Genomic DNA, 25,546 nt, shown 5'->3' with positions numbered 1-25,546 from the left:
CTGAGTTTTGGGGCACTGTCGGTGCTCAAGTATACGTTTGGTGTAGAACGAAGATCGTGTTCCTACGGGCTGCTTTGAATGCTGAGGAGGTGATGGCGGTGGCGGATGTACAGGTGGCGGGCGGGTCGCCGTTTGCTGTCCTTGCTCGGGCGTTAGCTGATGAGGTGTCGCTGTCGTCTGCTGTGGTGATTGGGTCTTGGGATCGGGGTACGCGGCGGGAGGCGCTGTGGGTGGTTGGGGAGATGGCTGGGTTGTTGGAGTCGGTGCAGGCGCGGTTGATCGCGGCCGAGGAGCGCTCCGGTGACTGGCAGGGCGACGGGGAGCGGTCTATCGAGTCGTGGCTGGGGAAACAGACGAAGTCCGGGTACGGAAAAGCGAAGGCAGATCTGGCGGTGTCTCGTGCTTTGGCGGAGCTTCCGGCGTTGGGGGAGGCGTTGGAGTCCGGTGAAGTGTGTGGGGAGCATGTCCGGGTGGTGTCCCGGCAGTTCGAGCACGCCTCTGCCCCGCAACGCGCCGCACTGACTAGCCCGCAGGGCCAAGCAGAACTGCTGCGAGGCGCGAAGGGTGCGGATGCCGGGGTGTTTGGTAAAGCGTTGAAACACCGGATGGCTGCGGTGGACGCGGCGAAGCTGCAGCGGGGTCAGGATGCGGTGCGTGAGCGTCGGTATGCGCGGGTGTTCAAGCGGTGTGGCGGGGTGGTGTTGGAGGCGTTGCTGGATCCGGTCGCGGGGGAGAAACTCGCGGTCGCGTTGAATGCGGCGTCGCCGCGGCCGGGGGCCGGCGATGGGCGGTCGCCGGATCAGTTACGGGCGGATGCCTTGGAGACTCTGGCGTCGGCGTTGTTGAATCTTGGGGAGTTCAAGCCGGGCGGGCAGGTCCGCCCGCATGTGATGGTCACCCTGACCCAGGGCCAGTGGGCCGCGTGGCAGCACTGGAAACACCAGCAGAAACACCAGCAGGCGCAACGCGCGACCGCCGGTAGCGGGGCGGCAGGAGTGCCGACCGGCGGGAGCGATGTCGCTACCGGTAACGCCGCTGCTGCAGCGGCTGGCAGCGCGTTCATGCGCCCGGCTACTGACGCCGATAACGCAGCCACCGCCGCTACTGCCGGGGCTGGTGGGGTTCCGGTGCTGGGGGATGGGGTTCCGGTGCCGCCGGTGGAGTTGGATGTTCTACTGTGTGATTCGGTGGTGATGCGTGCTGTGCTGGATGCGGAGAATCAGCCGGTGAATCTTGGCCGGGATTCCCGGACGTTTACCGGTTCGCTGCGTAAGGCCCTGCATTTGAGGGATGGTGGGTGTGCCTGGCCGGCGTGTGGGATGCCGGCCCAGTTCACCGACGGGCACCACATCAACGAGTGGGCGGCCGGTCAGGGTTCGACGAGTGTGGATAACGGGCTGCTGCTGTGTTCCTTTCACCATCACCTGCTCCACGCGACCAGGACGGTGATCACCCCGATCCCGGGTGGCTTCCGTTTCACTAGCGCCGATGGTGTGTTGATCGGCGAACACCAGTTTCGACACCATGCCAGCCGGCAACAGCCCCGAAAACCAAGACCCAAAGCCGGACCCGGACCCGATGGTAGTGATGGCGGGGAAGTTGACGCAGGCGTCGGCAGTAGTGATACCGGGGAAGGGCATGCGGGCAGCAGCAATATGGGTGACGGGTATGCGGGCAGCAGCAATATGGGTGACGGGTATGCGGGCAGCAGCAATATGGGTGACGGGTATGCGGGCGACAGGATTACCGGCGACCCTTACGCGGGTAGCAGCGATACCGGCGACGGGCGGGCAGGCGACAGGATTACCGGTGACGGGCGAGCCGGGAGCACCGCTACGAGAGATTCACGAGCAGGTGACCGGCAGGCACGCCAGAGCGGTAAACGTACCGGACGTACCCATCGCCGGAGCGAGGGCCCAGCCCCACCAGCCGAACTGCCGCTGGAATGAGGCAGCTGAAACTTTGCACAGGCAGGAACGTAAAAGACAGCAAAGCGCAAGATCCGTTTCCTTCTTGCCCCGTCGGTCCGACTATGCCATTGTGAACGGTGATCACATCAGTGGTCGAATCAGGAGTGTCTGACACAAGGGAGTGTCATGTTCAAGCCAAAGAATGTGTTCAGCGGATTCAGCGTCGACAGCATTGAGGCTGCCCGGGAGTTTTACGGTGACAAGCTGGGGCTACCTGTCGGCGATGCCGAGATGGGGCTGCTGCAGCTCACCTTGCCATCAGGCGGGAATGTGCTGATTTACCCAAAAGACAACCATGAGCCAGCGACTTTCACGATCCTGAATTTTGCCGTAGCTGATGTAGAGCAGGCCGTCGACGAGCTGAATGAGCTGGGCGTCAACACCAATATCTATGACGATCCCAACCTGCCCACCGATGAGAAGGGAATCATGCGGGGATACGGCCCCGAAATTGCCTGGTTCAAAGATCCGGCAGGCAATGTCCTCTCGGTGGTCGCAGCCGATTAAGTTTACGACTATTGCGGACCACACAGCTCGGCCGGTAGCCGCAGTTTGGCCAGCTGTCTGGTGCCCGCAGCTCGGCCGGTCGCCTCGCATGCAGCTTTGCCCGCCGTCACGAGCGACCTCGTACTAGTCGCCGAGCAAAAGCTCGCGGGCAAGTAGTTCGCCGCAGATTTTCAGCAGCCGGGCAGGTTCGGCAATGCAGATGGCGATATCCGGTTCGACCGCGGTGAGTGGATAGGCCGCGATGAACCCGGCGTCTCGCAGCGCGTCCTGCTTGAGGTCAAGGCTGCCGCAGACGGCTGCAACCGGAATTCCCTGCCGCAGTGCGCGCTGAGCAACGCCGGCGGGGCCTTTCCCGTGCAGTGTTTGGGCGTCCAACCGGCCCTCGCCGGTGATGACCAGTCCTGCCTGCGGCAACGTCGTCTCGAAGTCGGTTAGCTCGAGGATCACATCGACGCCTGGGCGCATCGTCGCGCCGAGGACTGCCATCGCGGCGTAGCCAACCCCGCCGGCGGCGCCGGCGCCGGGAAGAGTAACGAAATCCAGATCGCCGCCAATCGATTCCGCGGTCCTTTCCGCGAAGCGGGCGAGGGCCGCATCCAGCTTCTCAACCTGCTTGGGATTTGCACCCTTCTGCGGGCCGTATACCGCGGCGGCACCTGCCGGGCCGAGCAGCGGATTGTCGACATCGCTGGCCAGGATGAACGTCGCATCGCCGATCCGAGGGTCCAGGCCGGAAGTATCGACGGCGTGCGTCGAGGCAAGCGCTGCTCCTCCAGGTTCCAGTTCCTCGCCGATTCTGTTGCTGATCCTGACTCCGAGCGCCTGGAGCATCCCGGCGCCACCGTCGGTGCTGGCGCTCCCGCCTATCCCGAGAATGATCGTTCGGGCGCCGGCGTCGAGAGCATGTCGGATCGCCTCGCCGGTGCCATAGCTACTTGCCGTCATCGGACTCAGCCGGTTGGTGGGAAGCAGAGCCAGTCCGCTGGCCAAGGCAAGCTCGACGACGGCAATCTCGTCCCGGATGGCGATCCGGGTGTTGTGCGGATCGCCCACTGGCCCACGAACCTCGACATCGACAGGGCTGAAGCCAGCCGAGAGTGCCGCGGCCACGGTGCCGTCACCGCCGTCCGCAATCGGGATTTCGACCGTCCTGGCTTCCGGTGCAACGGCGTGAATGCCGGCCGCGATAGCGGCGGCGACTTCGGCGGCGTCAAGCGAGCCCTTGAACTTGTCCGGTGCAATCAGAATTGTTGCGGGCGCAGTCATGACTTAGAGCTTAGGAGAAGCCGTGAATCGCGGTAGATGCAGGGCTGGCCAATCGCAGCCGCACCCTGAACTGATCGCAGCCGCCCGGCGAGAGATTTAAGGCCGCGCCGGCCGCGCTATTGCAGCCCGACCGGAACGGTAAAGGTACTTTAAACCAAAATTACTCGTCGGTGTTAATCGACGACGCGTCTCCCGCTGTGAGCTTCCGCGCGCCAAGCAGTACCACGAGTGCTGCCACCCCTCCGGCCGCCACCGGCACGATAAAACCAGCCTGCGCACCAAACTTGTCGATCACCTGACCGACCCCAGCCGAGCCAACCGAAACGCCCAGTCCGAGCGAGGTGCCGATCCAGGCCAGGGCCTCGGTCAGTCGTCCCTTGGGGGCTAGGCTCTGCACAACTGTATTGCCGCCCACCAGGGTCGGCGCGATGGTGAAGCCGACGATGAACAAGACGAGCGTCACGCTCCAGATCTCATTCACCAGCAGGATCGCCGCGGTGCCGAGCGTCATCAGGATGACGGTCCCGACGAATCGTCGTCCGACCGGGATCTTCCATTGGATCGCGCCGTAGATGACGCCCGAGAGCAGCGAGCCGAGCGCGAATAGCGCCAACACGAAACCTGCCAGCGCGGGCACGCCCTTCTCGGCGGTAAAGGCCACGATGATGACGTCGACAGAGCCCAGCGAGGCACCGAGGAACACGAAACAGACGATCACGATCAGGATGCTGGCCGAGCGGATGACGGATTCTCCGCCGCGTGAGCTGTTCCGGGTAGGAGCCGGCTCGGACGCTCGCTGACTGTACAGGAACACCGAACCGACGACGACTGCGATCAGCGAGGTGACGATTCCCGCTCCGGGGTACACGGTCGTCGCAAGCACCGTGACAAGTACCGGCCCTATTATGAACACCACCTCGTCCATCACCGATTCCCAGGAGAACGCGGCGTGCAGCTGAGCGGGGGAACTGACCACGTTGGCCCAGCGGGCGCGGACCATGGAGCCGACCGATCCTACCGTCGCGCCGGCAAGGATGGCCGAAATGAAGATCGACGGCAGACCCCAGTCGTACATGGTCGAGAGCAGCAAGCCGAGCAAGGCCAGAATATGCACGCCCACCGCGGGAACCATGATTCGGGACTGACCGCGGCTGTCCACGAGTCGCGCCAGGGTGGGGGAGAGCACGGCCTGGGTCACTGTAAAAACGGCCGTGACGGCTCCGGCGATCCCGTAGGATCCGGTAGCGTCGGCGACGAGTAAGACGATGCCGAGGCCGAGCATTGAGATTGGCATCCGCGCCAGCAGGCCGGCGAGTGAGAACGCCAGGGCACCAGGCAGGGCGAGGACATCACGAAATGGGCGGAACACAGCTTCCATTCTGGCCCATCGGTTTTGGCGTTTGTGTACCGCCCGGACGGTTAGTGAATTGGCGGGGTGTCGGCGAGCCAGATCGCGGCAGCTACCAGTGCCTGCCCGGCTGCTGACTGCGGCGAGTTCAGCAGTGATTTTGTACTGCCGGTTTCCACCAGTTCACCATGATCGAGCACGCCGACTTGATCCTCATCATTGCCACAGAGGGCACTGATGATTTGGAAATCGTGGCTGATCACCAACAGGCTGAGCTTCCGCTGGACGCGTAGCCGGTTCAGCAGCTCCACTATCCCGTCGGCCACCTCGGCGTCGAGCTGGGAGGTCGGCTCGTCGAGTATCAGCAGCCCGGGAGCGATGGCTAGCGCCTTGGCGATCACGACGCGCTGTCGTTGCCCGCCGGACAATTGTGAAGGTACCGCGGTGAGAACACTGCTCGAGAGGCCAACTGTGGCCAGGAGTTCGGCCGCGCGGTCGAGCGGACGACCGGCTGCTCGATCCGCGACGTCGTGCAGATTGAGCAGTGCCACGAGATCTGCGCCAATCCTCGTTCTGCTGTCCAGTGCCAGATCGGGGTCCTGCCACACCAGCTGCGCGCGCCTTGCATCCGCAAGACGCTGCCCGCGGCCCGGATGCGCGAGACGCTGCCCGCGGCCCGGATGCGCGAGACGCATGGCTCGGCGGGGGCGCGCACCGGGGCCGGCGGCGCGTTCTCGCTCCAGATCTAGCGGCAGGTGGAAATCGATCCGGCCGGAATCGGCACGTTCCAACCCAAGCAGCAACCCGGCCAGCGTGGTCTTGCCACTGCCGGAAACTCCGATCAACCCGAGGGCCGCGCCGCGTGGGATGTCGAACGACACGTTGCGAAGCACCTGCCGGTCGCCGAACCGGTGGCTGAGTCCGCGAACCTCAAGCACCGTGTCGCTCGTCCCGCCAACGGATGACGACTCATGTGTCAGCGTTCCAGGGATCGACGACTCACTTATCGACTCGCCTGACGACTCACCTGCCGCTCCACCTGACGCCCTATCTGCCGGCCAGCTACCTGCTGACGATCGACCCGCATCCAAGGTGGACGCCGAACCCACGGGCATCCCGCTCCTGCTGGATTGGCGTCGGCCGAGGTACTCGCGCGGAACCATGCTTTCGTCGAACTGAGCTTCGTGCATCCGCCCGACATCGATGGAATAGATCCGGTCGCTGATCGCACGCGCCAGCCGGGCGTCATGGGTGACCAGCAACATCGCCATACCGTGCGTGCGGCACAACCGGACCAGTAGATCGGAGATCACCCGGGCGGTCACCACATCGAGGGCGGACATCGGTTCGTCGGCGATCAACAGCCGCGGGTCGCCCATCAGGGCACCAGCGATGGCGACCCGCTGCGCCATTCCGCCGGAGAGAGTCCCGGGATAGCGGCCCATTATGGCGCCATCCAGCCCCACCTCTTCGAGCAGCCCGAGAGCCTTCACCTCGGCGTCGTTTCGGCTCATTCCGGATTCCCGGGTGATTTCGGTCAGATGCTGCCCGACCGTGCGAGCCGGATTGAGACTCGCCCGGCTCTCCTGGAAAACGGCTCCGATCTGATGCCGGCGCAGCTCAAGCAGCTGGGCCGGTGTCGCGTTGAGCACATCGACCGGTGACGCGGGTTGGTCCGCCCGGCTCCAAGGCACACTCGACGCTCCGGGTGTGTGGTCCTGGCTGACCCAGATCCGGCCGGAGGCGCTGGCATGTGGCGGCAATAGCCCAAGCACCGCGCGCAGCGACAGGCTTTTACCGGATCCGGACGGCCCGGCGATCGCGACGATTTCGGCAGGCTGCACCGAAAAGTCCACCCCGTGCAGCAGCTGACGTTCACCGATAGTCAGATTCAGGCCGTCGACCTGGACCAGTGCAGCGGGCTGGTTCATAACAGTCGTTCCCGCAGCTTCTCGCCGACCCGATGGATTGCCAGCACGAATAGCACCAGCGACAGCGTTGGCGCCACGGCGGGCCACCAGATTCCCTGCATCGCGGCTTCCCGGCCGTCACGCAGCAACAGCCCCCAGTCGGCATCAGGTGGTTGCAGCCCGAGACCCAGGAACGAGAGCCCGGCAAGCCAAAGCAGCGAGGACCCGACATTCGTGATTGCCTGCGTGCTGATCAGCGGAAGCAAATGACGGCTCGCCCTTCGTGCGGCAAGCCAGCCGCCGCCGAACCCCTGCAGTCGGTAGGCGGTCATCGACTGCTGCCCAAGCACCTGGTGGGTAGCTGCCCGGATCAAAACCGCGATATGCCCAACCGCTCCGACGGCGACCGCGAGTACCGGCGCGACAGTTCCCGGTCCCAGCCGGGCGACGACCAGGATTGCGATCAGCAGACCGGGAAAGGCCAGCAAAACGTCGATACCGCGGGCGAGCACCGTGTCTAGCCATCCGCCGCGCCAGGCCGCGACCACTCCGACGACGGTACCGACGAGGGATGACAGCAACACCACGGCGATCGGCAACAACAGGCTGAGCCGAGTTGCCGCTATCGTCCGGGAAAGCACGTCGCGACCGACGGCATCGGTGCCGAGCAGGTGCTCGGCTCCGGGAGGCGCGTACGGCAACCGCAGCTCGGGAAGCAGCGGATCGTAGGGCGCGAGAAGCGGTCCGGTGATTGCGAGCAGGCAGAAACCGATCAGGATGGCGATTGCTGCCACGGTGACCCAGTCGCGGCGGAGCGGGCTGCTGCCCGGTTGACCCGCACCGAGGTACCCGCCGGCGCGTGTCACGCCGCCGGCAATACCAACCGAGCTGGCATCGGCTCCGTAACGGCGTTGCCGGACGATCCGATGCAGGTCGAGCAGCAGGTTGACCACGACGTAGGCCGCGAGGCTGACCAGCAGTAGCGCCTGAACCACCGCGAAGTCTTTCGTGCCGACGCTGCTGACCATCAACTCGCCCCAGCCGGGTAGGCCGAAGACCGTCTCGGTGACGGCGGCGCCGCCGAGCAGGCCCGCGATCTCGAGTCCGCTGATGGCGGCAATCGTCGGCCAGGCTCCGGGAGACGCGTGTCGTCGGAGCAGGCTCCCGCTGGCTGCGCCACGAGCCTGCGCCATCAGCGAATGCGGCTTGGCGAGCTCCTCTTTGAGGGAGCTGCGGGTAATCCGGGCAATCAGCGGCAGACCGCCGAGGCCCAGCACGATGGCGGGCAGCAGCAGATGGTGCAGTCTCTCGACCTGGCCGACGCCCGCCCCGAAGCTCGGGAACCAGCCCAGCCGCACAGCGAAAATGGCGATGGCCAGGGTTCCCAGGGCATAACCCGGCAAGGCCGAGAACAGCGCCGTCACGCCGACCACTGTGCCGTCTGCCCTCCGGAACCTCGCGGCCAACCAGCCGAGAAGCAGACCACCGGAAACCGATAGCACCACCGCCATGGCCGCAAGCCCGAGCGTCACCGGGGCGCGTTCGACCAGAAGGTCGGCCACCGGCATCCGGAACTGGATTGATTGCCCGAGATCGCCGCGGAAGACGCTGGCAATCCACGATAGGTATCGGATCGGCGCGGGCAGGTCGAGGCCAAATTGAGCCTCGCGTCGCCTGATCATGTCCGGGTCGAAGTCATTGCCCTCGCCGCCGCTGCCAAGCGCTGCGGCATTTCCCGGTGTGCCCTCGAGCGCGAGAAACACCAGCAAGGACGCCAGGAGTGCCGTGGTCAGCGCCGTCAGGACCCGGCGGAAGATCAGCAGCGACAGCAAAGCCTGCCGCACGCCGCTCTTGGCGAGAGGCTCGCTATTCGAGGGTGGTTTCAGGCCGGTGACAGCGATGAGTTATCGCGACCCCACGTACGCTGCCCAGGGGAAGTTCTGGGTTCCCGCCGCCGAGGTGGGCCCGCCGGTAATCGTCTCGCCGAAGAACACGGCGACCGGGGCCGAGATCAGCGGAATCCAGGGCATGTCCCCGAGCAGCAGTGAGCGCGTCTGGGCCAGAATCGTCTCCCGGCTCGCCTGATCGGATTCATTTCGTGCCCTGGCCAGCAACGAATCGACCTTCGGATTGCCGTAGCCGCTGTAGCTGCGCGGGCTGCCGCTGGTGAAACGTTCGTACACGTCCAACGGGTCGTAGGCCTGGGTGCTGATCTGGGCAAGAGACATATCGGTTCCCTTGCGGGATTCCGGGTCGGCCTGGAAAGCATTCGTGACCTCGACGCTGACCTCCCGCAGCTTTATTTTCAGGCCGATCGCCTCGCCTGCGGCCTGCACCGCGGTTGCCATCGGGGTGACAGTTGAGGATTGCGCCGAGTAGGACAGCACGAGTTCGCTGCCTGAGACTCTGGCGGACGCGATCAGTTTTTTCGCGCTATCGATGTCCTGGCCTAACGGTTGTGCGCGCTGCTTGTCGCCGGCCCACAGCGCCGGGGCGGCGAAGTCGCCTGCCGGCTCAGCGTTTCCACCCGAGGCCGCGATCACCAGGCCTTCGCGGTCGATGGCCATCGATAGCGCGCGGCGCACCTTCGGATCGGCGAGAATGCCATCGGAGTTGAAGAACGCGACCGCCCAGGTCGAGCTCCCGGCGCCGAAGTACATGCTGCCCTTTTTGCCGGCTCCGACGGTGGTGATGGAGCTCTCCGACCCGGCGCTGATCGCTGAGGAGCCATCGATCTCGCCAGCCGAAAGTGCCTGGTTTCGACTTACCGAGTCCTCAAGGATTTTGACCGTCACGGCACCGGCCAGCGCCGCCGTCCCCCAGTAATCGTCATGTTTGGCCAGTTCGATGGTGCTGCCGCGTTGCCATGAGGTAAGCGCGAACGGCCCGGTGCCATTGATGAATTCCGGCGAACTGCCGTACTTATCGCCGGCATCACGGAGTGTCTTCCTGGACTCGATGCTTCCGGCAGCGGTAGACAGGTACGCGAGCAACAGCGCATCCGGCCTGCCCAGCGTTATCACCACGCCGGCGTCGCCGTCGGCCTCGATCGACTCTATCGAGGCGAGGCCGTGTGCCCAGACCGAGTCGTCCGCCCGGCTTCGATTCAGGCTGTCGATAACGTCTTGCGGTCCGAGATGGTCCCCGTTGTGGAAGGTGACTCCCGAGCGCAGGGCGAACGAATAACGAGTGGGGGTGAGCTGTTGCCAGGACTCGGCGAGCCCGGGAACGAGTTTTCCATCGGGTTGGCGCCACAGCAGTCGTTCGACGACATTGGGCAGCACCCGGGCGAGGTGGGTGCTGTTGTCCCGGGTCGAGTCGAAGCTGGTTGGCTCGCCGGAAACTACCCAGCTGAACGAGTCGATCGGACCGCTTGGCTTGGCAGACCAGTCGGACAGTTGCGGTGCGCTTGGGGTAGATGCCGAGCCCGACCCGCCCTGACCCGTGCCACACGACGACAGCAGCGCGGTTATCCCGATTGCGGACACGCAGGCGGTGAGTGCGGTGCGTCGTGAGACTTGAGTCGGCGGGCTGGACGGAACCGGGTTAGGCCTGGAGGACGACTGCGCGGCAGAGCGAGAGGCGAAAAAACTCACGGTGAAACCTGTTCATCTGCGCCGGATGACGACGCGCGGGACACCGTCGTCCACCGCACATCGGGTGGTTGCCGGCGAAGATGCGAACGCGGTCCTCCACGTTCTGGCGCCTTTATCCTGTCACAGCCCGGGAGGTTTTCGCACCGTCGCCTGCCGGCTCAACCGGCATCCGCAGCGATGCTCAACCGGCTCCTGTTAGGCAGACCGGCATCCGCTGCCGGGCGACGCCGGCAATGCTCAACCGTCGAGGACGTCGGAGACCAGCGACTTCGCCGCGTCCTGGACCTCGCTGAGATGCGCAGGTCCGCGAAGAGACTCGGCGTAGATCTTGTAGACATCTTCGGTTCCGGACGGCCGTGCCGCGAACCACGCATTTTCAGTAGTCACCTTGAGGCCGCCGATTGCCGCGTCGTTCCCGGGCGCCCTGGTGAGTTTTGCGGTGATCTCCTCACCGGCGAGCGTAGTGGCGGTGACCTGTTCAGGGCTCAGCTTTGCCAGCTTGGCCTTCTGCTCCCGGGTCGCGGGAGCATCGACGCGCGCATAGGCGGCCTCGCCGAAATTCGCGGCAAGCTTCGAATAGTGCTGACTCGGCGTCTCGCCGGTCACAGCGGCGATCTCGCTGGCAAGCAGTGCCAGCAGGATGCCATCCTTGTCAGTCGTCCAGGTGCTGCCATCTCGGCGAAGGAAGCTGGCTCCTGCGGACTCTTCACCGCCGAAACCGACCGAGCCGTCAAGCAGTCCCGGTACGAACCACTTGAAGCCCACCGGTACCTCGAGCAGCGTCCTCCCGTTTGAACGGGCGACCTTGTCGATTATCGATGACGACACCAGGGTCTTGCCGACGGCCGCGCTGGCTGACCAGCCGGGTCGGTGCGAGAACAGGTAGTCAATGGCGACAGCGAGGTAGTGATTGGGGTTCATCAGACCCGCGTCCGGCGTGACGATGCCATGCCGGTCGGCGTCGGCGTCATTGCCGGTGGCGATATCGTACTTATCCTTTTGCTGGATCAGCGAGGCCATCGCGTTCGGGGAGGAACAGTCCATCCGGATCTTGCCATCCCAATCCAGCGTCATGAACGCCCAGGTCGGATCGACCTGGGGGTTGACCACTGTCAGGTTCAGGTCGTGACGCTCGGCGATCGCCGCCCAGTAGTCGACGCTGGCTCCACCGAGCGGATCCGCGCCGATCTTCAACGATGAGCCCGCAATCGCATCGATGTCGAGGACGTTGGGCAGATCATCGATGTAGTGCATCAGGTAGTCGTGGCCGGTGGTGCAATCCAGCTCGTATGCCCGGGTGAAGGAGGTGCGCGGGATCGCCGACAGGCCCGCCTTCATCAGCTCATTGGCACGGGCCGCAATCCAGCTCGTTGCGTCGGTGTCGGCCGGACCGCCGTTCGGCGGATTGTACTTGAAACCGCCATCGGCAGGCGGGTTATGGCTCGGGGTGACCACGATGCCGTCGGCCAGCCCGGACTTCTTCGAAGCGTTGTAGGTCAGAATTGCGTGTGACAGTGCCGGCGTCGGGGTGTATCCGTCCCGGTCGTCAATGAAGACCCGTACTTCGCGTGCGGCCAGGACCTCGAGCGCGGTCAAAAATGAAGGCTCGCTGAGCGCGTGAGTATCCCGGGCGAGGAACAGCGGGCCGGAGATACCCTGCCCTTCGCGGTAGTCGACGATCGCGGCCGTTGTCGCCGCGATGTGCAGTTCGTTGAACGATCCGTTCAGGCTCGAACCTCGGTGACCCGAGGTTCCGAAAACCACTTGCTGATCCGGATTATCCGGGTCAGGCACGATGTCGTGATACGCATCGAGTAGCTCCGACACATCGATCAGATCTTCCGCACGCGCGGTTTGTCCGGCAAATTCACTCATGCAGCGATCCTGCCAGTTCCGCACCCGCGATGCCTCAATTCCGGCGATATATCTCAGTTGGCGAAATGTCAGCTTCCAGGCTTTCGGCCCCGAGACAGCAGCGACCCGGGTCGCAGGCCGGCCTGCACCTACGTCATCCTCCGGGACGACTTGTTTGCGGATCAGATCGCCATCTGTGTCGATGTGCCCGCAGGTGTCCTGGCGGGACAGTAGAACCATGACAACTTCCGACACTCCTCACACTCACTCGTTGCCAAACCGAGCGCAGCATCCCTCGACGGGGAACAGCTACGTCCTGACCGGTTCCGGCCTGACCAAGAGTTTCGGCCCGACCGTGGCTCTCGGCGGCGTCTCGGTGCAGATCGAGGCAGGCGAGACAACCGCGGTGATGGGTCCCTCCGGCTCCGGAAAGTCCACCCTGCTTCATCTGCTGGCCGGCATCGTCAAACCTGATTCAGGCAGCATTGAGCTCGCCGGCCAGGAAATCGGCCAGCTCTCCGAGCGAGCACGCACCGAACTGCGGCGCAGCCGATTCGGTTTCGTCTTCCAGTTCGGCCAGCTGCTGCCCGAGCTGCCCGCGGTCGAAAACGTTGCCCTGCCGCTGATGCTGGGCGGCATGCCGCGGCAGGCAGCCGAAGCCAGAGCGCGGGAACTGTTCGCGCCGCTCGGCCTAGCCGGCATGGAGTCGCGGCGGCCCGGCGAGCTGTCGGGCGGCCAATCGCAGCGAGTTGCGGTCGCCCGTGCCCTGGTGACCAGCCCTGATGTGATCTTTGCCGATGAACCGACCGGCTCGCTGGACTCCCGCACCGGCACCGAAGTGATGAACGTGCTGAGTTCGGCCTGCAAGGCGCACGGCGCGGCGCTGGTGCTCGTAACGCATGACCCACAGGTCGCGAGGTGGTGCGAAAGAACCATCGCGATGCGTGATGGCCGGATCGTTGCCGAGTACCGCCGGGAACCGGGACAGGAACCGGGACAGGAATCGGTGGCTCAGCAGCACCCGGCGATGCCCGAAACGGCGCCGGCTGCTCAGCCTGTCACTTCGGTGCTGCCCGAGGCGGCGCGGCGATGAACGCTCTTCGGATAGCCGTTCGCCTGCTGAAGGGTGGCGGCAAACGTGATTTGCAGACCGTCGGCCTCGCCATCGTGGCTTATGCGGTGGCTACGGCTTTGCTGGTCGTCATCCTTGGCGGACTACACGGATTCATCCAGCGCAACGATCGCGCGGTCGACTGGTCGGTGCAGCCGGTGACGACATCTGAAAGCCGGGCCGGCGGGGCCTCCGGCGAGCAGACTGAGCAGACGGCATCCGGCCAGCATGGCCGGATCGCGGTGCACAGCGAGGTAGCCGACGGCCACTCGATGACAGTCGTGGACATCGCAGCGCCGAAGGATGGCGGTGCGGCTTCCTCGAACCTCGTACCGCCCGGCATGTCCCGGCTACCGGCACCTGGCGAGGTGTGGGTGTCTCCCGCTTTGGCCGAACTCATCGAGACGCTTCCTGCCGACCGCCTCGCCGATCGCCTCACCACGGATGCGCGGGTGGCAGACGCCAGCCTAGCGGGCGAGCTTCCCGCCGCCAGCCTGCCGTCGGACAAGGAACTCGTGGCCGTGATCGGCCGATCGACCGACGACCCGGCGATGAATCCTCAGGGCTCGACCTCCGGCTGGAACTTGCTCGAACCCCAGGGTTATTCCGCCTTTGGTGTGCATGATGCCGACGCCCAGGTCTCGTTCGAGCTGGGTTCCGTCGGCGGCGACTTTCGCACTGTTGTCGGATCCATGTCGCCGATTTACCTGAGCCTGGCCGTGCTCGCGGTGATCCTGATGATCATCCCGCTGATCACGCTGGGCTCAGCCGCGGCGCGGCTCGGCGTCGCCAGGAGGGATGCCCGGCTTGCCGCACTGCGGCTGATCGGAGCGACGCCTGGCCAGGTGGTGGGAATGACCGCCATTGAGTCGATGATTCATGCGGCCGTCGGGGCGGTGGCAGGCGTTGGACTGGCACTCGCGCTGCTCCCCCTAGTCGGCTTGGTGCCCTTCCAGGGCTCGGGGTTCTCCTTCGGTCAGCTCATGCTCAACCCATTGTGGCTGGTGGCGGTGATTGCCGGCGTCGTTTTGCTGGCAGGGGTCAGCGCGATCGTCGGGCTCGGCCGGGTGATTGTGAGCCCGCTCGGAGTTGCCCAGCGGCAGACCCCGCCCCGAGTGAAAATCATCCGGCTGGTCATCTTCGTTGTGGTGATCATCGGCTGGAATGTCTTAGCGCCATCGGCAATGAACTTCGGCATCTCGTTCATTCTGATCTCCCTCGGCGTCGTCTTCCTGATCGTAAACCTGATCGGGCCATGGGTGGTGTCAGTGATGGCTCGGATCGTGGCCAAGCGGGCAAAGCGCGCCGAAAGCCTGCTGGCGGCGAGACGTCTGATCGACGACCCGAAAGCGGCGTGGCGGGCTGTTTCCGGCGTGGCGCTTGCCGGGTTCGTCGCGGCTATCGTCTCGGTGATGCCGGCGCTGACTCAGCTTGGGTACGACTCCGTCGCGCAGACCTCGGTGAGCATTCCCGGCTTGGCGCAGGAACTGGCGCAGCAGGATGGCGAGCAGGACGGCGCCCAGGAGCCGGAACTGTCATCGCAGCAGAACGATGCCGCGGCGACGGCGAAAGCCAAGGTTGAGGATGCGCTGCAGGGTGCCGGTGTCTCCGGCTCGGTCAGCGTGGAGGCCGGGGAGGTGCAGATAACCCAGAATCTCCGGGACAGCGCGGCGCGCGCCGAAACGCTGGACCGCACCACGACCGCCTTGGTCGGCGTGCTGCCCGGTTCGCCGCCGAACAGCTACGAGCCAGAGGCATACGCCTCGGCGACGATGGCCCAGGACGTCCAGACCGGCGTGCTGTTCACCCTGATCATGAGCTTCCTGGTCGCGGCGGCGTCGGCTGGAATCGCCCAAGCCAGTTCGACCCTGGACCGGCGGCAGATCTATGGCTTGATGCACCTGGCAGGTACTGACGAGCGGGTATTGAACCGCACCCGGTTCCGGGTGACGCTGTGGCCGCTGCTGCTGACCTGTGGCATCTCGGCCGGGTTGGGCCTGTTCTTCACCCTGCCGTTGCTCGGGTCGGCACTGGTGCTGGCTCCGCAGGGTCTGCTGTTGCTACTCGGCTGCCTGGCCGGTGGCATCGCCCTGGTGGTCCTGGCATCGGCCGGATCCCGTCCGATCCTGCGGCAAGTGCTGGCCGACACCTCGCCGCGGCCGGACTAACAGACCGACGGGCGGCGGGCGAGGCTTTGGGGGAAGGAGCGCTCGCCGCCCGTCAGCACGCTCGTGCGCCGTGGCGTGCGCCACAATGTCAGCGCGAGAGTGCAGTATGGAACCATGCCGGAGCTTCCAGAAGTTGAAGGGCTGGTTCGGTTCCTGCGGGCAAAGCTCACTAATGAGGCTGAGCCCGAGGAAGGCGCCGTACTAGCCGATATCGAGCTTGCCTCCTTTACCGTGCTGAAGACGGTGTCGCCGCCGGCCACCGCACTGGCCGGACTCACCGTCACAGGTGTGCACCGGCATGGAAAGTTCATCGATCTCGACGTCGATGGCCTGCACCTGATCTTTCACCTGGCCAAGGCGGGATGGCTGCGCTGGTCGGATCGGCTCGCCGCCACCAAGCTGAAACCGGGCAAAGGCCCGATCGCCCTGCGCGCACGGTTCGAGCTCGGCTCCGCAGACGACGATGACAGCCCGACTGCGTCGTCAGACCCGGCAGTGTCGTCCGGTGCGATGCCATCGACCGGATTCGATCTCACCGAGGCGGGGACGCGCAAGGGGCTCGCCGCATATGTGGTGAATGACCCGCAGGACGTTCCCGGAATCGCCTCGCTGGGGCCGGATCCGCTTGGCCCGAACTTCGACAAGGCAACGCTTGCCGGTCTGATTTCCGGTCGGCGAGCTCAGATCAAGGGCCTGCTGCGCAGTCAGAGCGTGATAGCCGGGATCGGAAATGCCTACAGCGACGAGATATTGCACGCCGCGAAGCTTTCGCCGTTTGCGTCGGCGAACAGCTTCGATGACGAAGCGATGGATCGCTTGTACACGGCGTTGCACGAGGTGCTGGCGACCGCGGTCGCGGCGGCCGATGGAAAACCTGCGGCGGAATTAAAGGACCGGAAGCGGGCCGGGATGCGGGTGCATGGCAGGACCGGCGAGGCGTGTCCGGTTTGTGGCGACGTTGTCCGTGAGGTCACCTTTGCCGACTCCTCGCTGCAATACTGCGCCACCTGTCAGACCGGAGGTAAACCATTGGCCGACCGCCGAACGTCGAAGTTCCTGAAGTAGCGGCTCGGCTGCTACCGGACAGCTGCTGCTAAGCGCCCCAACCGGCCTCCGCTGCTACCGGACAGCTGTAGCTGCCGGACAGCTGCCTCAGCACCCGCGGGGGTTACCGGGCGAGAAGTTTATTCGGGAGGGACTCATGACATCACAGCATTTCCACGCATTTATGCAAATGGTTAGGACGGCGGATCCGGAGGCCGAGTACGAAGAGGGCTCCGGGGTCCTCAAAATACACTCGTGGCACTCGGGAGCTTTTGGCAAACCCGTCTTAGTTGACGTCACACCCGCCGCGGTAGATCGATTCGTGGACAGCATGGACTCGGATTCAAGGGACGCGCTGTGGCCGGATGTAGATCTGGCGACCGCCGGTCGGCGTCTCCTCTCGGTAAATTTGGAAGAGATGGTGATGACGCGGGGGGTCGATCAGGGATTGAGATTGAAGATAACTGAGAGTGGAGTCGACAGCACCGGATCTGAGCAGGAAGTGTCGACCGACGTCACGCCCGGCGGAGCATGGTTTGTTGATTCAAAGAATGGGCCGGTGCAAATAAGTCGTGAAGGGACCGATGAGGCCTAACTCAGCTAGGCATTTTGTCGCAGGACCGGGCGCTGTTCACAGCCGCTTCTCGAGGCGACAGCTAAAGCACAGTCGGCTCGTTCTCGCCGTCGGAAACTATTGGCAGCTCGCAGTCCAGCGACCACGCTCCCATGCCGCCGGAGAGATTGACGGCGTCGAAGCCGTTCGCGTTCAGCCACTGCACCGCCCGGGCCGACCTGCCGCCGGAACGGCAGACCACGACAACCTCATCGTCGATCGGTACTTCGCCGTAGCGCTCCATCAACTGACCGAGCGGAATGTGCTGGGCGCCCTCGATGTGCCCGGCCTGCCATTCGTCGTCCTCGCGGACATCGACAATCGCTGTTCCTTCCGGCACATCGGCCGGCTTAACGCTAGGCACGTCTGAAAAGTTCATGATCCTAGGCTATCCCCGCGCACCTGGGAGTGAATCCAGTGCGCACTTGGAGGTGAATCCTCACTTTGTCGTCGAGACGTGTGAAAAAACCGACGATTCGGCGACAAACCAACGAGTGACAAGCCCTCCCGAGCTTGAGCCGCAACCGACGATTCGGCGACAAACCAACGAGTGACGAGACTGGTGACAAGCCTTCCGTCTATTACCGTATGTCGCTGAGCCTAGATCGGCACAGACACCAATACCGTAGGACCATGGACCCGATTCGCAATCCCTACGCACCCGGCGCCGGGCAGCGGCCTCCCGAACTCGCTGGCCGGGACAACGAGCTGCGCTCGTTCGACGTTGTGCTCGAACGAATAGCCCGTGGAAGACCCGAAAGGTCGCTGGTACTTACCGGGCTGCGCGGCGTCGGAAAAACCGTGTTGCTGAACAGCCTGCGCTCGTCCGCGGTACGTGCGGGGTGGGGGACTGGCAAGATCGAGGCGCGTCCCGATACGGACCTGCGGCGTCCGTTGGCTGCGGCGCTTCACCTCGCCATTCGTGAGCTCGGACTCCAGGATGCCGAGGGCCGCGACCAGGTGCTGGGCACGCTCAAATCCTTCGCCCAGCGCAGCGCGCCGAGTAACGCCAAGCTCCGCGACCGGTGGCAGGCGGGGATCGATGTGCCGGCGGTGTCCGGACGCGCGGATTCCGGCGATATCGAGATCGATCTGGTGGAGCTGTTCAGCGACATCGCGGGGCTGGCTCAGGATTCCGGCCGCGGAGTTGCGCTGTTCATCGACGAAATGCAGGACCTGCGCCCGGAGGACGTTTCGGCCCTGTGCGCAGCGTGCCACGAGCTCAGCCAGCAGAGCCTCCCGCTTATCGTCGTCGGCGCCGGTCTGCCCCACCTGCCAGCCGTGCTGTCGGCCTCGAAATCGTACAGCGAACGTCTCTTCAGCTACCTCAAGATTGACCGACTCGCTCGCGATCAGGCCGACCGAGCGCTGCGAACACCCGCCCTGGAGGAGGAGGCAGACTTCACCGCGGAAGCGCTCGAGGCGCTCTACGAGGCAACAGATGGTTACCCGTACTTCGTGCAGGCCTACGGGAAAGGGGCTTGGGACGTCGCACCACAGAGTCCGATCACCGCCGAGGACATCGAGGTCGCCGCGCCCGTCGCCCAATCGGAACTCGCGGTCGGATTCTTCGGCTCGCGCTATGAACGTGCCACTCCGGCGGAACGGGAATACATGCGTGCCTTGGCCGAGCTGGAGGCGCAGTCAGCCGAGCCGGACTGCCCCGAAAGCACGCCTCGCCCTATCGAGGGCGACCTTGTCGTGACGACCGCCGCGCTGGCGAATCACCTCGGCCGGAAGCCCCAGTCGTTGTCGCCTGCCAGGGACGGGCTGATGAAAAAAGGTCTGGTCTATTCTGCCGAGCGTGGACGGATCGCCTTCACGGTTCCGCATTTCGGCCGGTACCTGCGCGCGCACGTGGACAGCTGAGTTAGCCGGCTGCTGGCAGGAAAGACTGGGACGCTGTTCGGAACGACTGAATAGGCGTTGCTCGAGACACACGATTAAGGTGTTAGGTGCTATGGGAAAAAAGTCACGTAAATCCAAAGAAGAACGCGTCGCAAAGCTACAGGCGAAAGCAGCGCAGGTCGCGTTCGTCCGGCGCCCCTACGAGGGGCTGCATGGGGAGGCCGATCTCGTCGCGATGCGCGAGTTGGTCCCGGCCGCGACAGCGACCGTGAAGCTCACCGAAGAGCACGGGGGCGAGGAAGCCACCGTCGCCACCCTGCTTCCGGCCGCATGGCAGGCGATGCGGCGAAACGACGGCAAGCTGTTCCTCGGACTGCAGACCCCGGTATCGTCGTCGGATCTGTCCCGTGATGCAGCAGCGGCGCTGCTGAAGGTCGCCGATTCCGCCGCGGGCACCTCGGAGGCTGGTGGCTCGAGCCCCGGGACCGGGCCGCGTCTGCAGGACATCCTGGACCCTGAATTCGGCTGGAAAGTCACTGTGCACGAAACCTTCGACTATTGGCTGCCCGAGGCAGTCGGCGACTCGGACTACGACGAGGAAGTCAAGGCATCGCTCGACCAGGCCAACGAAACGATCTCGCCCACCGAACGGCTGGCGAGCGTTGAATCGGCCTACTGGACCATGATCGGCGGCCGCACGTACCTGCGCTGGGCGCTGACCGACGACGAAGAGAAGGTGCTGGACGCATTTGCCCGTCTGCACAACGCCGGAAAGAACACCATGGGTGAAGGCAGCCGGTACCTCGGGTGCTTCCGGGCCCACGGCATCGTCGTTCCGGTGTGGGAGCTGGAACACGGCACGCAGGCAGACGATGTGGAAGAGGCCGCCAAGACGTTCGACGCCGAACTCAAGGCCGCGCTGGCCGAAGACGGCAACCTGAACGCCGACGAGCGTCGCGCCCGAGCTGGCGTCGTCTCCCGTCAGCTCACCCTCAGGTAGGCGAGTGCCTACATCGGCCGGCGCCGCCTTGCGCTTAGGCTAGGGCAGTGACTGAAACGAAACTGGCAGTTGTCATTCCGGCCAAGGACGAAGCCGAACGGATCGCAGCAACGGTGGCGTCCGCGAAGGCCATCCCGCGGACCGATCTGGTCATCGTGGTCGACGACGGAAGCAGTGACGACACCGGCAAACGGGCTGCCGCCGCCGGCGCGACGGTGATAACTCATCCCCGGAACAGGGGCAAGGCCGCCGCGATGATGACCGGTGCCCTGGCCGTGAAGAATCGGGACATCAGCACGGCTCCGGGCAGCGATGACGATGCGGCGGCGCGGTTTCGGGCGCTGCTGTTCATCGACGCCGACCTGGGGGAGACAGCCGTGAACACCGCGCCACTGGCCGCCCCCGTGACCTCGGGCCATGCCGACATGACGATTGCGATCCTGCCTCGGCAGAGTGCGGCGGGCGGCGGCTTCGGCTTCGTCGTCGGCCTCGCCGCGAAGGGAATCAGGGAACTCTCCGGATTCGAGGCAACGCAGCCGCTTTCCGGTATGCGCTGCCTGAGCAGGGAGGCGTACGAGGCCGCCCTTCCGCTTGCGTCCGGCTGGGGAGTGGAGACCGGGCTGACGATCGATCTGGTGACGCAGGGTTTCCGGGTGCAGGAAGTTGAGTGCGCTCTGCAGCACCGGGTGACCGGCAAGAACTTCAAAGCGCAGCTGCATCGGGCGATGCAGTACAAGGACGTCTGGCGAGCACTCGCAGTCCGCAGGAAACGCGCGCGGAAGACGAGGAACAGTCAGTGACGCAGCAACGATTCGGCTATCTGGGTCCGGAGGCGACCTTCACCGAGGCCGCCCTGCTGAAGCTGGATGAAGCACGCGGTGCTGAACGTGTGCCGATGCCGAACGTGCTGGTCGCGCTTGACGCCGTGCGCACCGGAGACATCGACGCCGCCGTGGTTCCGATCGAGAACTCGGTTGAAGGCGGCGTTCCGGCAACGCTCGATGCGCTGACCTCGGACATTCCGCTACAGATCGTCCGGGAGATCGTCATCCCGGTGAAGTTCGTGCTGGCGGCGCCGTCCGGCGTAGAGCTGGCCGACATCACCGCGTACTCGACGCATCCGCACGCCGAGGCGCAGACCCGGCGCTTCACCGGCCAGTACCTGCCCGATGCGGCCTATCTGCCAGCAGGTTCCACCGCCGCAGCGGCCGCAGGCCTTTCGGCTGAGGCCATCGATCGGGGCGCAGGACAAGACCGAGCGGGCCAGGCCGAGTACCAGGCAGCAATCTGTCCGTTGCTTGCCGCCGAGCGATACGGCCTGAATGTTCTGGCCGACGATATCGGCGACGTCCGTACCGCGGTCACCCGCTTTGTCCTGGTCCGGAAGCCCGGTCCGGTAGCCCCGGCGACGGGTGCCGACAAGACGACGCTGGTGGCGGGCCTGCGCAGCGAACGGCCCGGCGCGCTTTTGGAGCTGCTCGAACAGTTCGCGGTCAGGGGAGTGAACCTGACCAGGATCGAATCCCGGCCGACCGGCGACGGACTGGGCCTCTATCAGTTCTCGCTCGACGTGGACGGTCATATCGACGAGGCCCGGGTCGCCGAGGCGCTGGCAGGGGTGCACCGGACGTCCCGGCACGTCCGGTTCCTGGGGTCCTACCCGCGCGATGACCGGGAGGCCTCGACCATCGATGCACAGAACACCGACGATGCCTTCGCGCAGGCAAATGACTGGCTGACCCGGATCAAGGGCGACACCCGCGGCTGAGGGCCAGGGCGAAGCTAAAGCGTCCGGAGGGCGGCACCCGCGGCTGAGGGCCAAGGAGAAGCTAAAGCATTCGGAGGGCGGCACCGTCGGTAGTGAACGCGGCCCCCGCCGGTAGTGAACGCGGCCCCCGCCGGTAGCGAACGCGGCCCCCGCCGGTAGCGCCAGGGACGTCGGACGCCAATGCTAGCTGTTCAGCGCCGGCCACATCTGCGGACGCATCTGGCGTTGCTGCTCCGGTGTCGGCACCCGAACCAGCAGGGCGCCTTCATCGATGAACATGGTCAGGTTGTGCGTGGAGCCGATCGGGTCGCCATCGAGCTGCACCTCGAGGGTCTCCTCTGACTGGATATGCACGCTCCTGCCCTGGAAATGCTCGACGATGGGCAAACCGCGGCGTTGACGGCCAAGCACCCGGGCGGCAACGCCGAACCAGCCGACGATGCCGCGAGGAGCCACCGACATGACGTCGAGCAGCCCGTCATCGATTTTCGCATCCGGCATCAGCTCGATTCCGCCCGGAAGCTTGCCACAATTGCCGCCAAGCACCGTGCGCACCCTTCGCCTGAACGGAGGCTCGTCGTCGATCTGCAGCTCTACCCGGGCACGTTTTCCGGAGAGGTTGCGCATGCCGGCATCCAGGTAGGCCCACCAGCCAACCTTCTTCTTCAGATCGGAACTGGTTCCTGCCATCACGGCGGCATCGAAACCGAGTCCGGCAATCACCAGGAAAACGTGACTCTCATCGAGGTCTGGAGCCATCTGTGCGCGGGCGACGTCAATCCTGCGGTCCCGCCCCCACAGGGCTACCCGAATCGCCCATTCATTCCGGGTCAGGGTGAAGTCGAGATTGCGGGCCAACAGGTTCCCGGTGCCAAGCGGAAGGATACCCAGCGGAATATCGGTCCCTGCCAGCTGTTCGGCAACCGTGCGCACGGTTCCATCTCCGCCGGCGGCGATGACGACATCCACCCCTTGGTCAATCGCCTGCTGGGTCTGCCCGGAGCCCGGATCATCGGCCGTGGTTTCAAGCCACAGTGGTGCGGCCCACCCTTCCTGCCGGCAGACGGCTTCCACCGTGGCGCGCAAGCCGTGACCCTCGGACTTCAACGGGTTGATGACGACCGCCGCACGCGATTTGTAGTTGACCGATTCTTCCGGTCGGATCTCACTGTCGAGGGTCGGCCGGGCGAGCGATTGCGGCGAACTGCTCGCGGCAAGCCGTCGTCGGGCTATCGACCCGCCGACCAGCGCACCGATGACAAGCGCGACGATGCCGATCAGGACCGTCCATAACAGCGAAATCTCATACATAGTGCGACAACCGTAACCCGAACGAGTCCGCCTTTTAGCACTGTGGGTGCGGCATCGGTACGCTTAGGCTGTGATCGACCTTCAACTGTTACGCGAAAATCCAGAACTCTTCCGCGCCTCGCAACGTGCCAGGGGTGCCGAGCCCGGCCTGATCGACTCGATTCTGCAGGCCGATGTTTCTCGTCGAACCGCGATCTCCGAGTTCGAAAGCGCCCGCGCGGAACAGAAGAGTTTCGGCAAGAAGGTCGCACAGGCCAAGGGCGAAGAGAAGCAGATTCTGGTCGCCCAGGCGAAAGAGCTCTCCGACCGGGTCAAGAGCCTCACCCGTGAGGCCGACGATGCCGCGAGCGAACTGAACCGCTACCTGGCGAAGCTGCCCAACCTGATTCTCGATGGAGTGCCGGCGGGCGGCGAAGACGACTTCGTCGTTCTGAAGGAAGTCGGCGCACCACGCGACTTCACCGCGGACGGCTTCACACCGCGCGATCACCTTGACCTCGGCGTGGGTCTGAAGGCCATCGACACCGAGCGGGGGGCAAAGGTCTCCGGGGCTCGCTTTCACTACCTGACCGGTGTCGGGGCCCGGCTTGAGCTGGCCCTGCTGAACCTTGCCCTTGACCGGGCGATGGAAGCCGGTTTTGTACCGATGATCACCCCGACACTTGTGAAGCCGGAGATCATGGCCGGTACGGGCTTCCTTGGCGAACACTCGGATGAGGTGTACCGGCTCGAGGCCGATGATTTGTTCCTCACCGGGACGTCCGAGGTAGCACTTGCTGGCTACCATGCCGACGAGATCCTTGATCTGTCGTCGGGCCCGATCCGGTATGCCGGATGGTCATCGTGCTACCGCCGGGAAGCTGGTTCGTACGGCAAGGACACCAAAGGCATCATCCGGGTGCACCAGTTCCAGAAGGTGGAGATGTTCGCCTACGTCCATGTCGACGATGCTGAGACGGAGCATGCCCGGATGCTGAGCCTGCAGGAGGACATGCTGGCCAGGTGCGAGCTGCCCTACCGGGTTATCGACACCGCAGCTGGTGACCTCGGCAGTTCGGCAGCGCGCAAGTACGACTGCGAGGCCTGGGTGCCCACCCAGAACACGTACCGCGAGCTGACCTCGACCTCCAACTGCACGACATATCAGGCGCGAAGGCTCGCCATCCGCGAACGTGAGGCTGGCGGCAACTCGGGCACGACCCCGGTCGCCACCCTGAATGGCACGATGGCGAACACGCGGTGGATCGTGCCCATCCTGGAAAACCACCAGCAGCCGGACGGATCTGTCCGGGTACCCGAGGCGCTCCGGCCGTACCTTGGCGGCCTGGAAGTGCTCACGCCGGCGACATAGTCCACAGATACGAAATGAGCAGTTGCGAAGTTTTGAACCCGAGAGCCAACAATGACAGTCCACGGCACCTTATTGCCCTCGACGTCGACGGAACGATAGTCAACTACGACGACGAGCTGAGTGATCCGGTTCGGAATGCGATTCGCGATGCGGATGAGGCAGGGCATCACATCGTCATCGCCACCGGACGTGGCGTTACCGGTGCGCTGCCGGTCGCCGATCGGCTCGGCCTGATGTCCGGCTACGTAGTCTGCGCCAACGGCTCGGTGATTGTCCGGCTTGATCCGGAGCTCGACCTGGGCTGGACGGTGCACAAGGTAATCACCTTCGACCCTGCGCCGGCGTTGAAGTCTCTGCATCGGGTTGCCGGAACCGCTGCGTTTATGGTTGAGGACAGCGATCTCGAGCGCTGGGTCAGCGCACCGTTCCCGGAGAACGAGCTGACCGGTTCGTTGCACGAAGTTCCGTTCGACGAGCTGCTGACCAAGGAAGCCACTCGCATTGTGATGCGCGATCCGAGTCGTACAGCCGAAGAGTTCGACGCCGTTGTCCGGGAGAGTGGCCTGCAGGGCGTGGGATACTCGGTCGGCTGGAGTGCCTGGCTCGATATCTCCCCCGAGGGAGTGTCGAAGGCAAGCGCGCTTGAGGACGTTCGGCAGTGGCTCGGCATCGAGCAGGAGCACACGTTTGCCGCCGGCGACGGAACGAACGACATCGAGATGCTGCAGTGGTCGCGTCGTGCGGTCGCGATGGGCAATGCCGCCGAACAGCTCAAGGCAGTTGCCAGTGAGATCACCGGCACCGTCGATGAGGACGGGCTGGTCACCGCGCTGCGGCCGCTGATCGGCTGAGCGGCGCTGACCCCACGCACCGTGCCCGCG

The 25,546-nt window shown here is 64.7% G+C and carries 20 protein-coding genes; 12 read left to right on the top strand and 8 right to left on the bottom strand.

Going from position 1 to position 25,546, the window contains the following annotated elements; all coding sequences use genetic code 11:
• Positions 1-98 precede the first annotated feature (98 nt).
• Together LWF01_RS14245 and LWF01_RS14240 are read left to right on the top strand one after the other, a co-directional pair.
• The gene (locus LWF01_RS14245; protein WP_349638023.1) at positions 99-1,949 is read left to right on the top strand and encodes a DUF222 domain-containing protein; all 1,851 of its coding nucleotides are present in this window, start codon (positions 99-101) and stop codon (positions 1,947-1,949) included.
• A 147-nt stretch (positions 1,950-2,096) separates the two neighbouring features.
• On the top strand, positions 2,097-2,477 hold the full coding sequence (locus LWF01_RS14240; protein ID WP_349638022.1) for a VOC family protein: 381 nt from the start codon (positions 2,097-2,099) through the stop codon (positions 2,475-2,477).
• A 123-nt stretch (positions 2,478-2,600) separates the two neighbouring features.
• Here the strand turns inward: LWF01_RS14240 and LWF01_RS14235 are convergent, their stop codons facing one another.
• The 6 genes from LWF01_RS14235 to pgm form a co-directional block, all read right to left on the bottom strand.
• Positions 2,601-3,743: a glycerate kinase gene (locus LWF01_RS14235; RefSeq protein ID WP_349638021.1), complete on the bottom strand. Its 1,143-nt coding sequence runs from the start codon at positions 3,741-3,743 to the stop codon at positions 2,601-2,603.
• A gap of 160 nt (positions 3,744-3,903) precedes the next feature.
• Positions 3,904-5,112 carry an MFS transporter gene (locus LWF01_RS14230; protein WP_349638020.1) on the bottom strand — a complete coding sequence of 403 codons (1,209 nt, stop codon included), beginning with the start codon at positions 5,110-5,112 and terminating at the stop codon, positions 3,904-3,906.
• Positions 5,113-5,162: 50 nt separating this feature from the next.
• Entirely contained in the window at positions 5,163-7,022 is a 1,860-nt protein-coding gene (locus LWF01_RS14225; RefSeq protein ID WP_349638019.1) for an ABC transporter ATP-binding protein, read from the bottom strand.
• Positions 7,019-8,845: an ABC transporter permease subunit gene (locus LWF01_RS14220; RefSeq protein WP_349638018.1), complete on the bottom strand. Its 1,827-nt coding sequence runs from the start codon at positions 8,843-8,845 to the stop codon at positions 7,019-7,021. Before LWF01_RS14220 ends, LWF01_RS14225 begins: the two co-directional genes overlap by 4 nt.
• A 60-nt stretch (positions 8,846-8,905) precedes the next feature.
• Positions 8,906-10,597, bottom strand: a complete 1,692-nt coding sequence (locus LWF01_RS14215) for an ABC transporter substrate-binding protein (RefSeq protein ID WP_349638017.1) — start codon at positions 10,595-10,597, stop codon at positions 8,906-8,908.
• Between the two features lie 237 nt (positions 10,598-10,834).
• Complete coding sequence (pgm, locus tag LWF01_RS14210) at positions 10,835-12,472, bottom strand: phosphoglucomutase (alpha-D-glucose-1,6-bisphosphate-dependent) (RefSeq protein ID WP_349640936.1); 1,638 nt, start codon at positions 12,470-12,472, stop codon at positions 10,835-10,837.
• Positions 12,473-12,689: 217 nt separating this feature from the next.
• Here pgm and LWF01_RS14205 point away from each other — a divergent pair, with 217 nt between their 5' ends.
• From LWF01_RS14205 to LWF01_RS14190, 4 genes are all read left to right on the top strand, one after another.
• Positions 12,690-13,544, top strand: coding sequence for an ABC transporter ATP-binding protein (locus tag LWF01_RS14205; RefSeq protein ID WP_349638016.1), 855 nt, complete (start codon positions 12,690-12,692; stop codon positions 13,542-13,544).
• Positions 13,541-15,730: an FtsX-like permease family protein gene (locus tag LWF01_RS14200; RefSeq protein ID WP_349638015.1), complete on the top strand. Its 2,190-nt coding sequence runs from the start codon at positions 13,541-13,543 to the stop codon at positions 15,728-15,730. The genes LWF01_RS14205 and LWF01_RS14200 overlap by 4 nt, the downstream gene beginning before the upstream one ends.
• Positions 15,731-15,844: 114 nt before the next feature.
• The gene (locus LWF01_RS14195) at positions 15,845-16,795 is read left to right on the top strand and encodes an Fpg/Nei family DNA glycosylase (RefSeq protein ID WP_349638014.1); all 951 of its coding nucleotides are present in this window, start codon (positions 15,845-15,847) and stop codon (positions 16,793-16,795) included.
• Positions 16,796-16,931: 136 nt separating this feature from the next.
• Entirely contained in the window at positions 16,932-17,369 is a 438-nt protein-coding gene (locus LWF01_RS14190) for a hypothetical protein (protein ID WP_349638013.1), read from the top strand.
• Positions 17,370-17,430: 61 nt separating this feature from the next.
• On the opposite strand, the gene LWF01_RS14185 is transcribed toward LWF01_RS14190, so the two are convergent.
• The gene (locus LWF01_RS14185; RefSeq protein WP_349638012.1) at positions 17,431-17,766 is read right to left on the bottom strand and encodes a rhodanese-like domain-containing protein; all 336 of its coding nucleotides are present in this window, start codon (positions 17,764-17,766) and stop codon (positions 17,431-17,433) included.
• Positions 17,767-18,020: 254 nt separating this feature from the next.
• On the opposite strand from LWF01_RS14185, the gene LWF01_RS14180 reads away from it, so the two are divergent.
• The 4 genes from LWF01_RS14180 to pheA all read left to right on the top strand — a co-directional run bounded on the left by LWF01_RS14180 (position 18,021) and on the right by pheA (position 22,003).
• A complete protein-coding gene (locus LWF01_RS14180; protein ID WP_349638011.1) occupies positions 18,021-19,256 on the top strand; it encodes an ATP-binding protein in 1,236 nt (411 codons plus the stop codon).
• A 91-nt stretch (positions 19,257-19,347) separates the two neighbouring features.
• Positions 19,348-20,235 carry a DUF5926 family protein gene (locus LWF01_RS14175; protein WP_349638010.1) on the top strand — a complete coding sequence of 296 codons (888 nt, stop codon included), beginning with the start codon at positions 19,348-19,350 and terminating at the stop codon, positions 20,233-20,235.
• Between the two features lie 47 nt (positions 20,236-20,282).
• On the top strand, positions 20,283-21,035 hold the full coding sequence (locus LWF01_RS14170; RefSeq protein WP_349638009.1) for a glycosyltransferase family 2 protein: 753 nt from the start codon (positions 20,283-20,285) through the stop codon (positions 21,033-21,035).
• Entirely contained in the window at positions 21,032-22,003 is a 972-nt protein-coding gene (gene pheA, locus LWF01_RS14165) for a prephenate dehydratase (protein WP_349638008.1), read from the top strand. The genes LWF01_RS14170 and pheA overlap by 4 nt, the downstream gene beginning before the upstream one ends.
• Positions 22,004-22,186: 183 nt before the next feature.
• Here pheA and LWF01_RS14160 read toward each other — a convergent pair whose 3' ends face one another.
• The gene (locus LWF01_RS14160) at positions 22,187-23,314 is read right to left on the bottom strand and encodes a diacylglycerol/lipid kinase family protein (protein WP_349638007.1); all 1,128 of its coding nucleotides are present in this window, start codon (positions 23,312-23,314) and stop codon (positions 22,187-22,189) included.
• Between the two features lie 70 nt (positions 23,315-23,384).
• Here LWF01_RS14160 and serS point away from each other — a divergent pair, with 70 nt between their 5' ends.
• Positions 23,385-24,665: a serine--tRNA ligase gene (gene serS / locus LWF01_RS14155; protein WP_349638006.1), complete on the top strand. Its 1,281-nt coding sequence runs from the start codon at positions 23,385-23,387 to the stop codon at positions 24,663-24,665.
• 14 nt (positions 24,666-24,679) lie between these two features.
• On the top strand, positions 24,680-25,516 hold the full coding sequence (locus LWF01_RS14150) for an HAD family hydrolase (protein WP_349638005.1): 837 nt from the start codon (positions 24,680-24,682) through the stop codon (positions 25,514-25,516).
• Positions 25,517-25,546: the final 30 nt, after the last annotated feature.

The organism is Saxibacter everestensis (assembly GCF_025787225.1).
Taxonomy (GTDB): domain Bacteria; phylum Actinomycetota; class Actinomycetes; order Actinomycetales; family Brevibacteriaceae; genus Saxibacter; species Saxibacter everestensis.
The sequence above is the reverse complement of the archived record's forward strand: the minus strand, read 5'-3'. Positions and strand labels throughout refer to the sequence as shown.

What these genes read in the sequence shown, in the direction of transcription:
- LWF01_RS14240 (WP_349638022.1), top strand. Translation starts at nt 2,097, where the DNA reads ATGTTCAAGCCAAAGAATGTGTTCAGCGGATTCAGCGTCGACAGCATT.
- LWF01_RS14235 (WP_349638021.1), bottom strand. Translation starts at nt 3,743, where the DNA reads ATGACTGCGCCCGCAACAATTCTGATTGCACCGGACAAGTTCAAGGGC.
- LWF01_RS14225 (WP_349638019.1), bottom strand. Translation starts at nt 7,022, where the DNA reads ATGAACCAGCCCGCTGCACTGGTCCAGGTCGACGGCCTGAATCTGACT.
- pgm (WP_349640936.1), bottom strand. Translation starts at nt 12,472, where the DNA reads ATGAGTGAATTTGCCGGACAAACCGCGCGTGCGGAAGATCTGATCGAT.
- LWF01_RS14205 (WP_349638016.1), top strand. Translation starts at nt 12,690, where the DNA reads ATGACAACTTCCGACACTCCTCACACTCACTCGTTGCCAAACCGAGCG.
- LWF01_RS14200 (WP_349638015.1), top strand. Translation starts at nt 13,541, where the DNA reads ATGAACGCTCTTCGGATAGCCGTTCGCCTGCTGAAGGGTGGCGGCAAA.
- LWF01_RS14195 (WP_349638014.1), top strand. Translation starts at nt 15,845, where the DNA reads ATGCCGGAGCTTCCAGAAGTTGAAGGGCTGGTTCGGTTCCTGCGGGCA.
- LWF01_RS14190 (WP_349638013.1), top strand. Translation starts at nt 16,932, where the DNA reads ATGACATCACAGCATTTCCACGCATTTATGCAAATGGTTAGGACGGCG.
- LWF01_RS14185 (WP_349638012.1), bottom strand. Translation starts at nt 17,766, where the DNA reads ATGAACTTTTCAGACGTGCCTAGCGTTAAGCCGGCCGATGTGCCGGAA.
- LWF01_RS14180 (WP_349638011.1), top strand. Translation starts at nt 18,021, where the DNA reads ATGGACCCGATTCGCAATCCCTACGCACCCGGCGCCGGGCAGCGGCCT.
- LWF01_RS14175 (WP_349638010.1), top strand. Translation starts at nt 19,348, where the DNA reads ATGGGAAAAAAGTCACGTAAATCCAAAGAAGAACGCGTCGCAAAGCTA.
- LWF01_RS14160 (WP_349638007.1), bottom strand. Translation starts at nt 23,314, where the DNA reads ATGTATGAGATTTCGCTGTTATGGACGGTCCTGATCGGCATCGTCGCG.
- LWF01_RS14150 (WP_349638005.1), top strand. Translation starts at nt 24,680, where the DNA reads ATGAGCAGTTGCGAAGTTTTGAACCCGAGAGCCAACAATGACAGTCCA.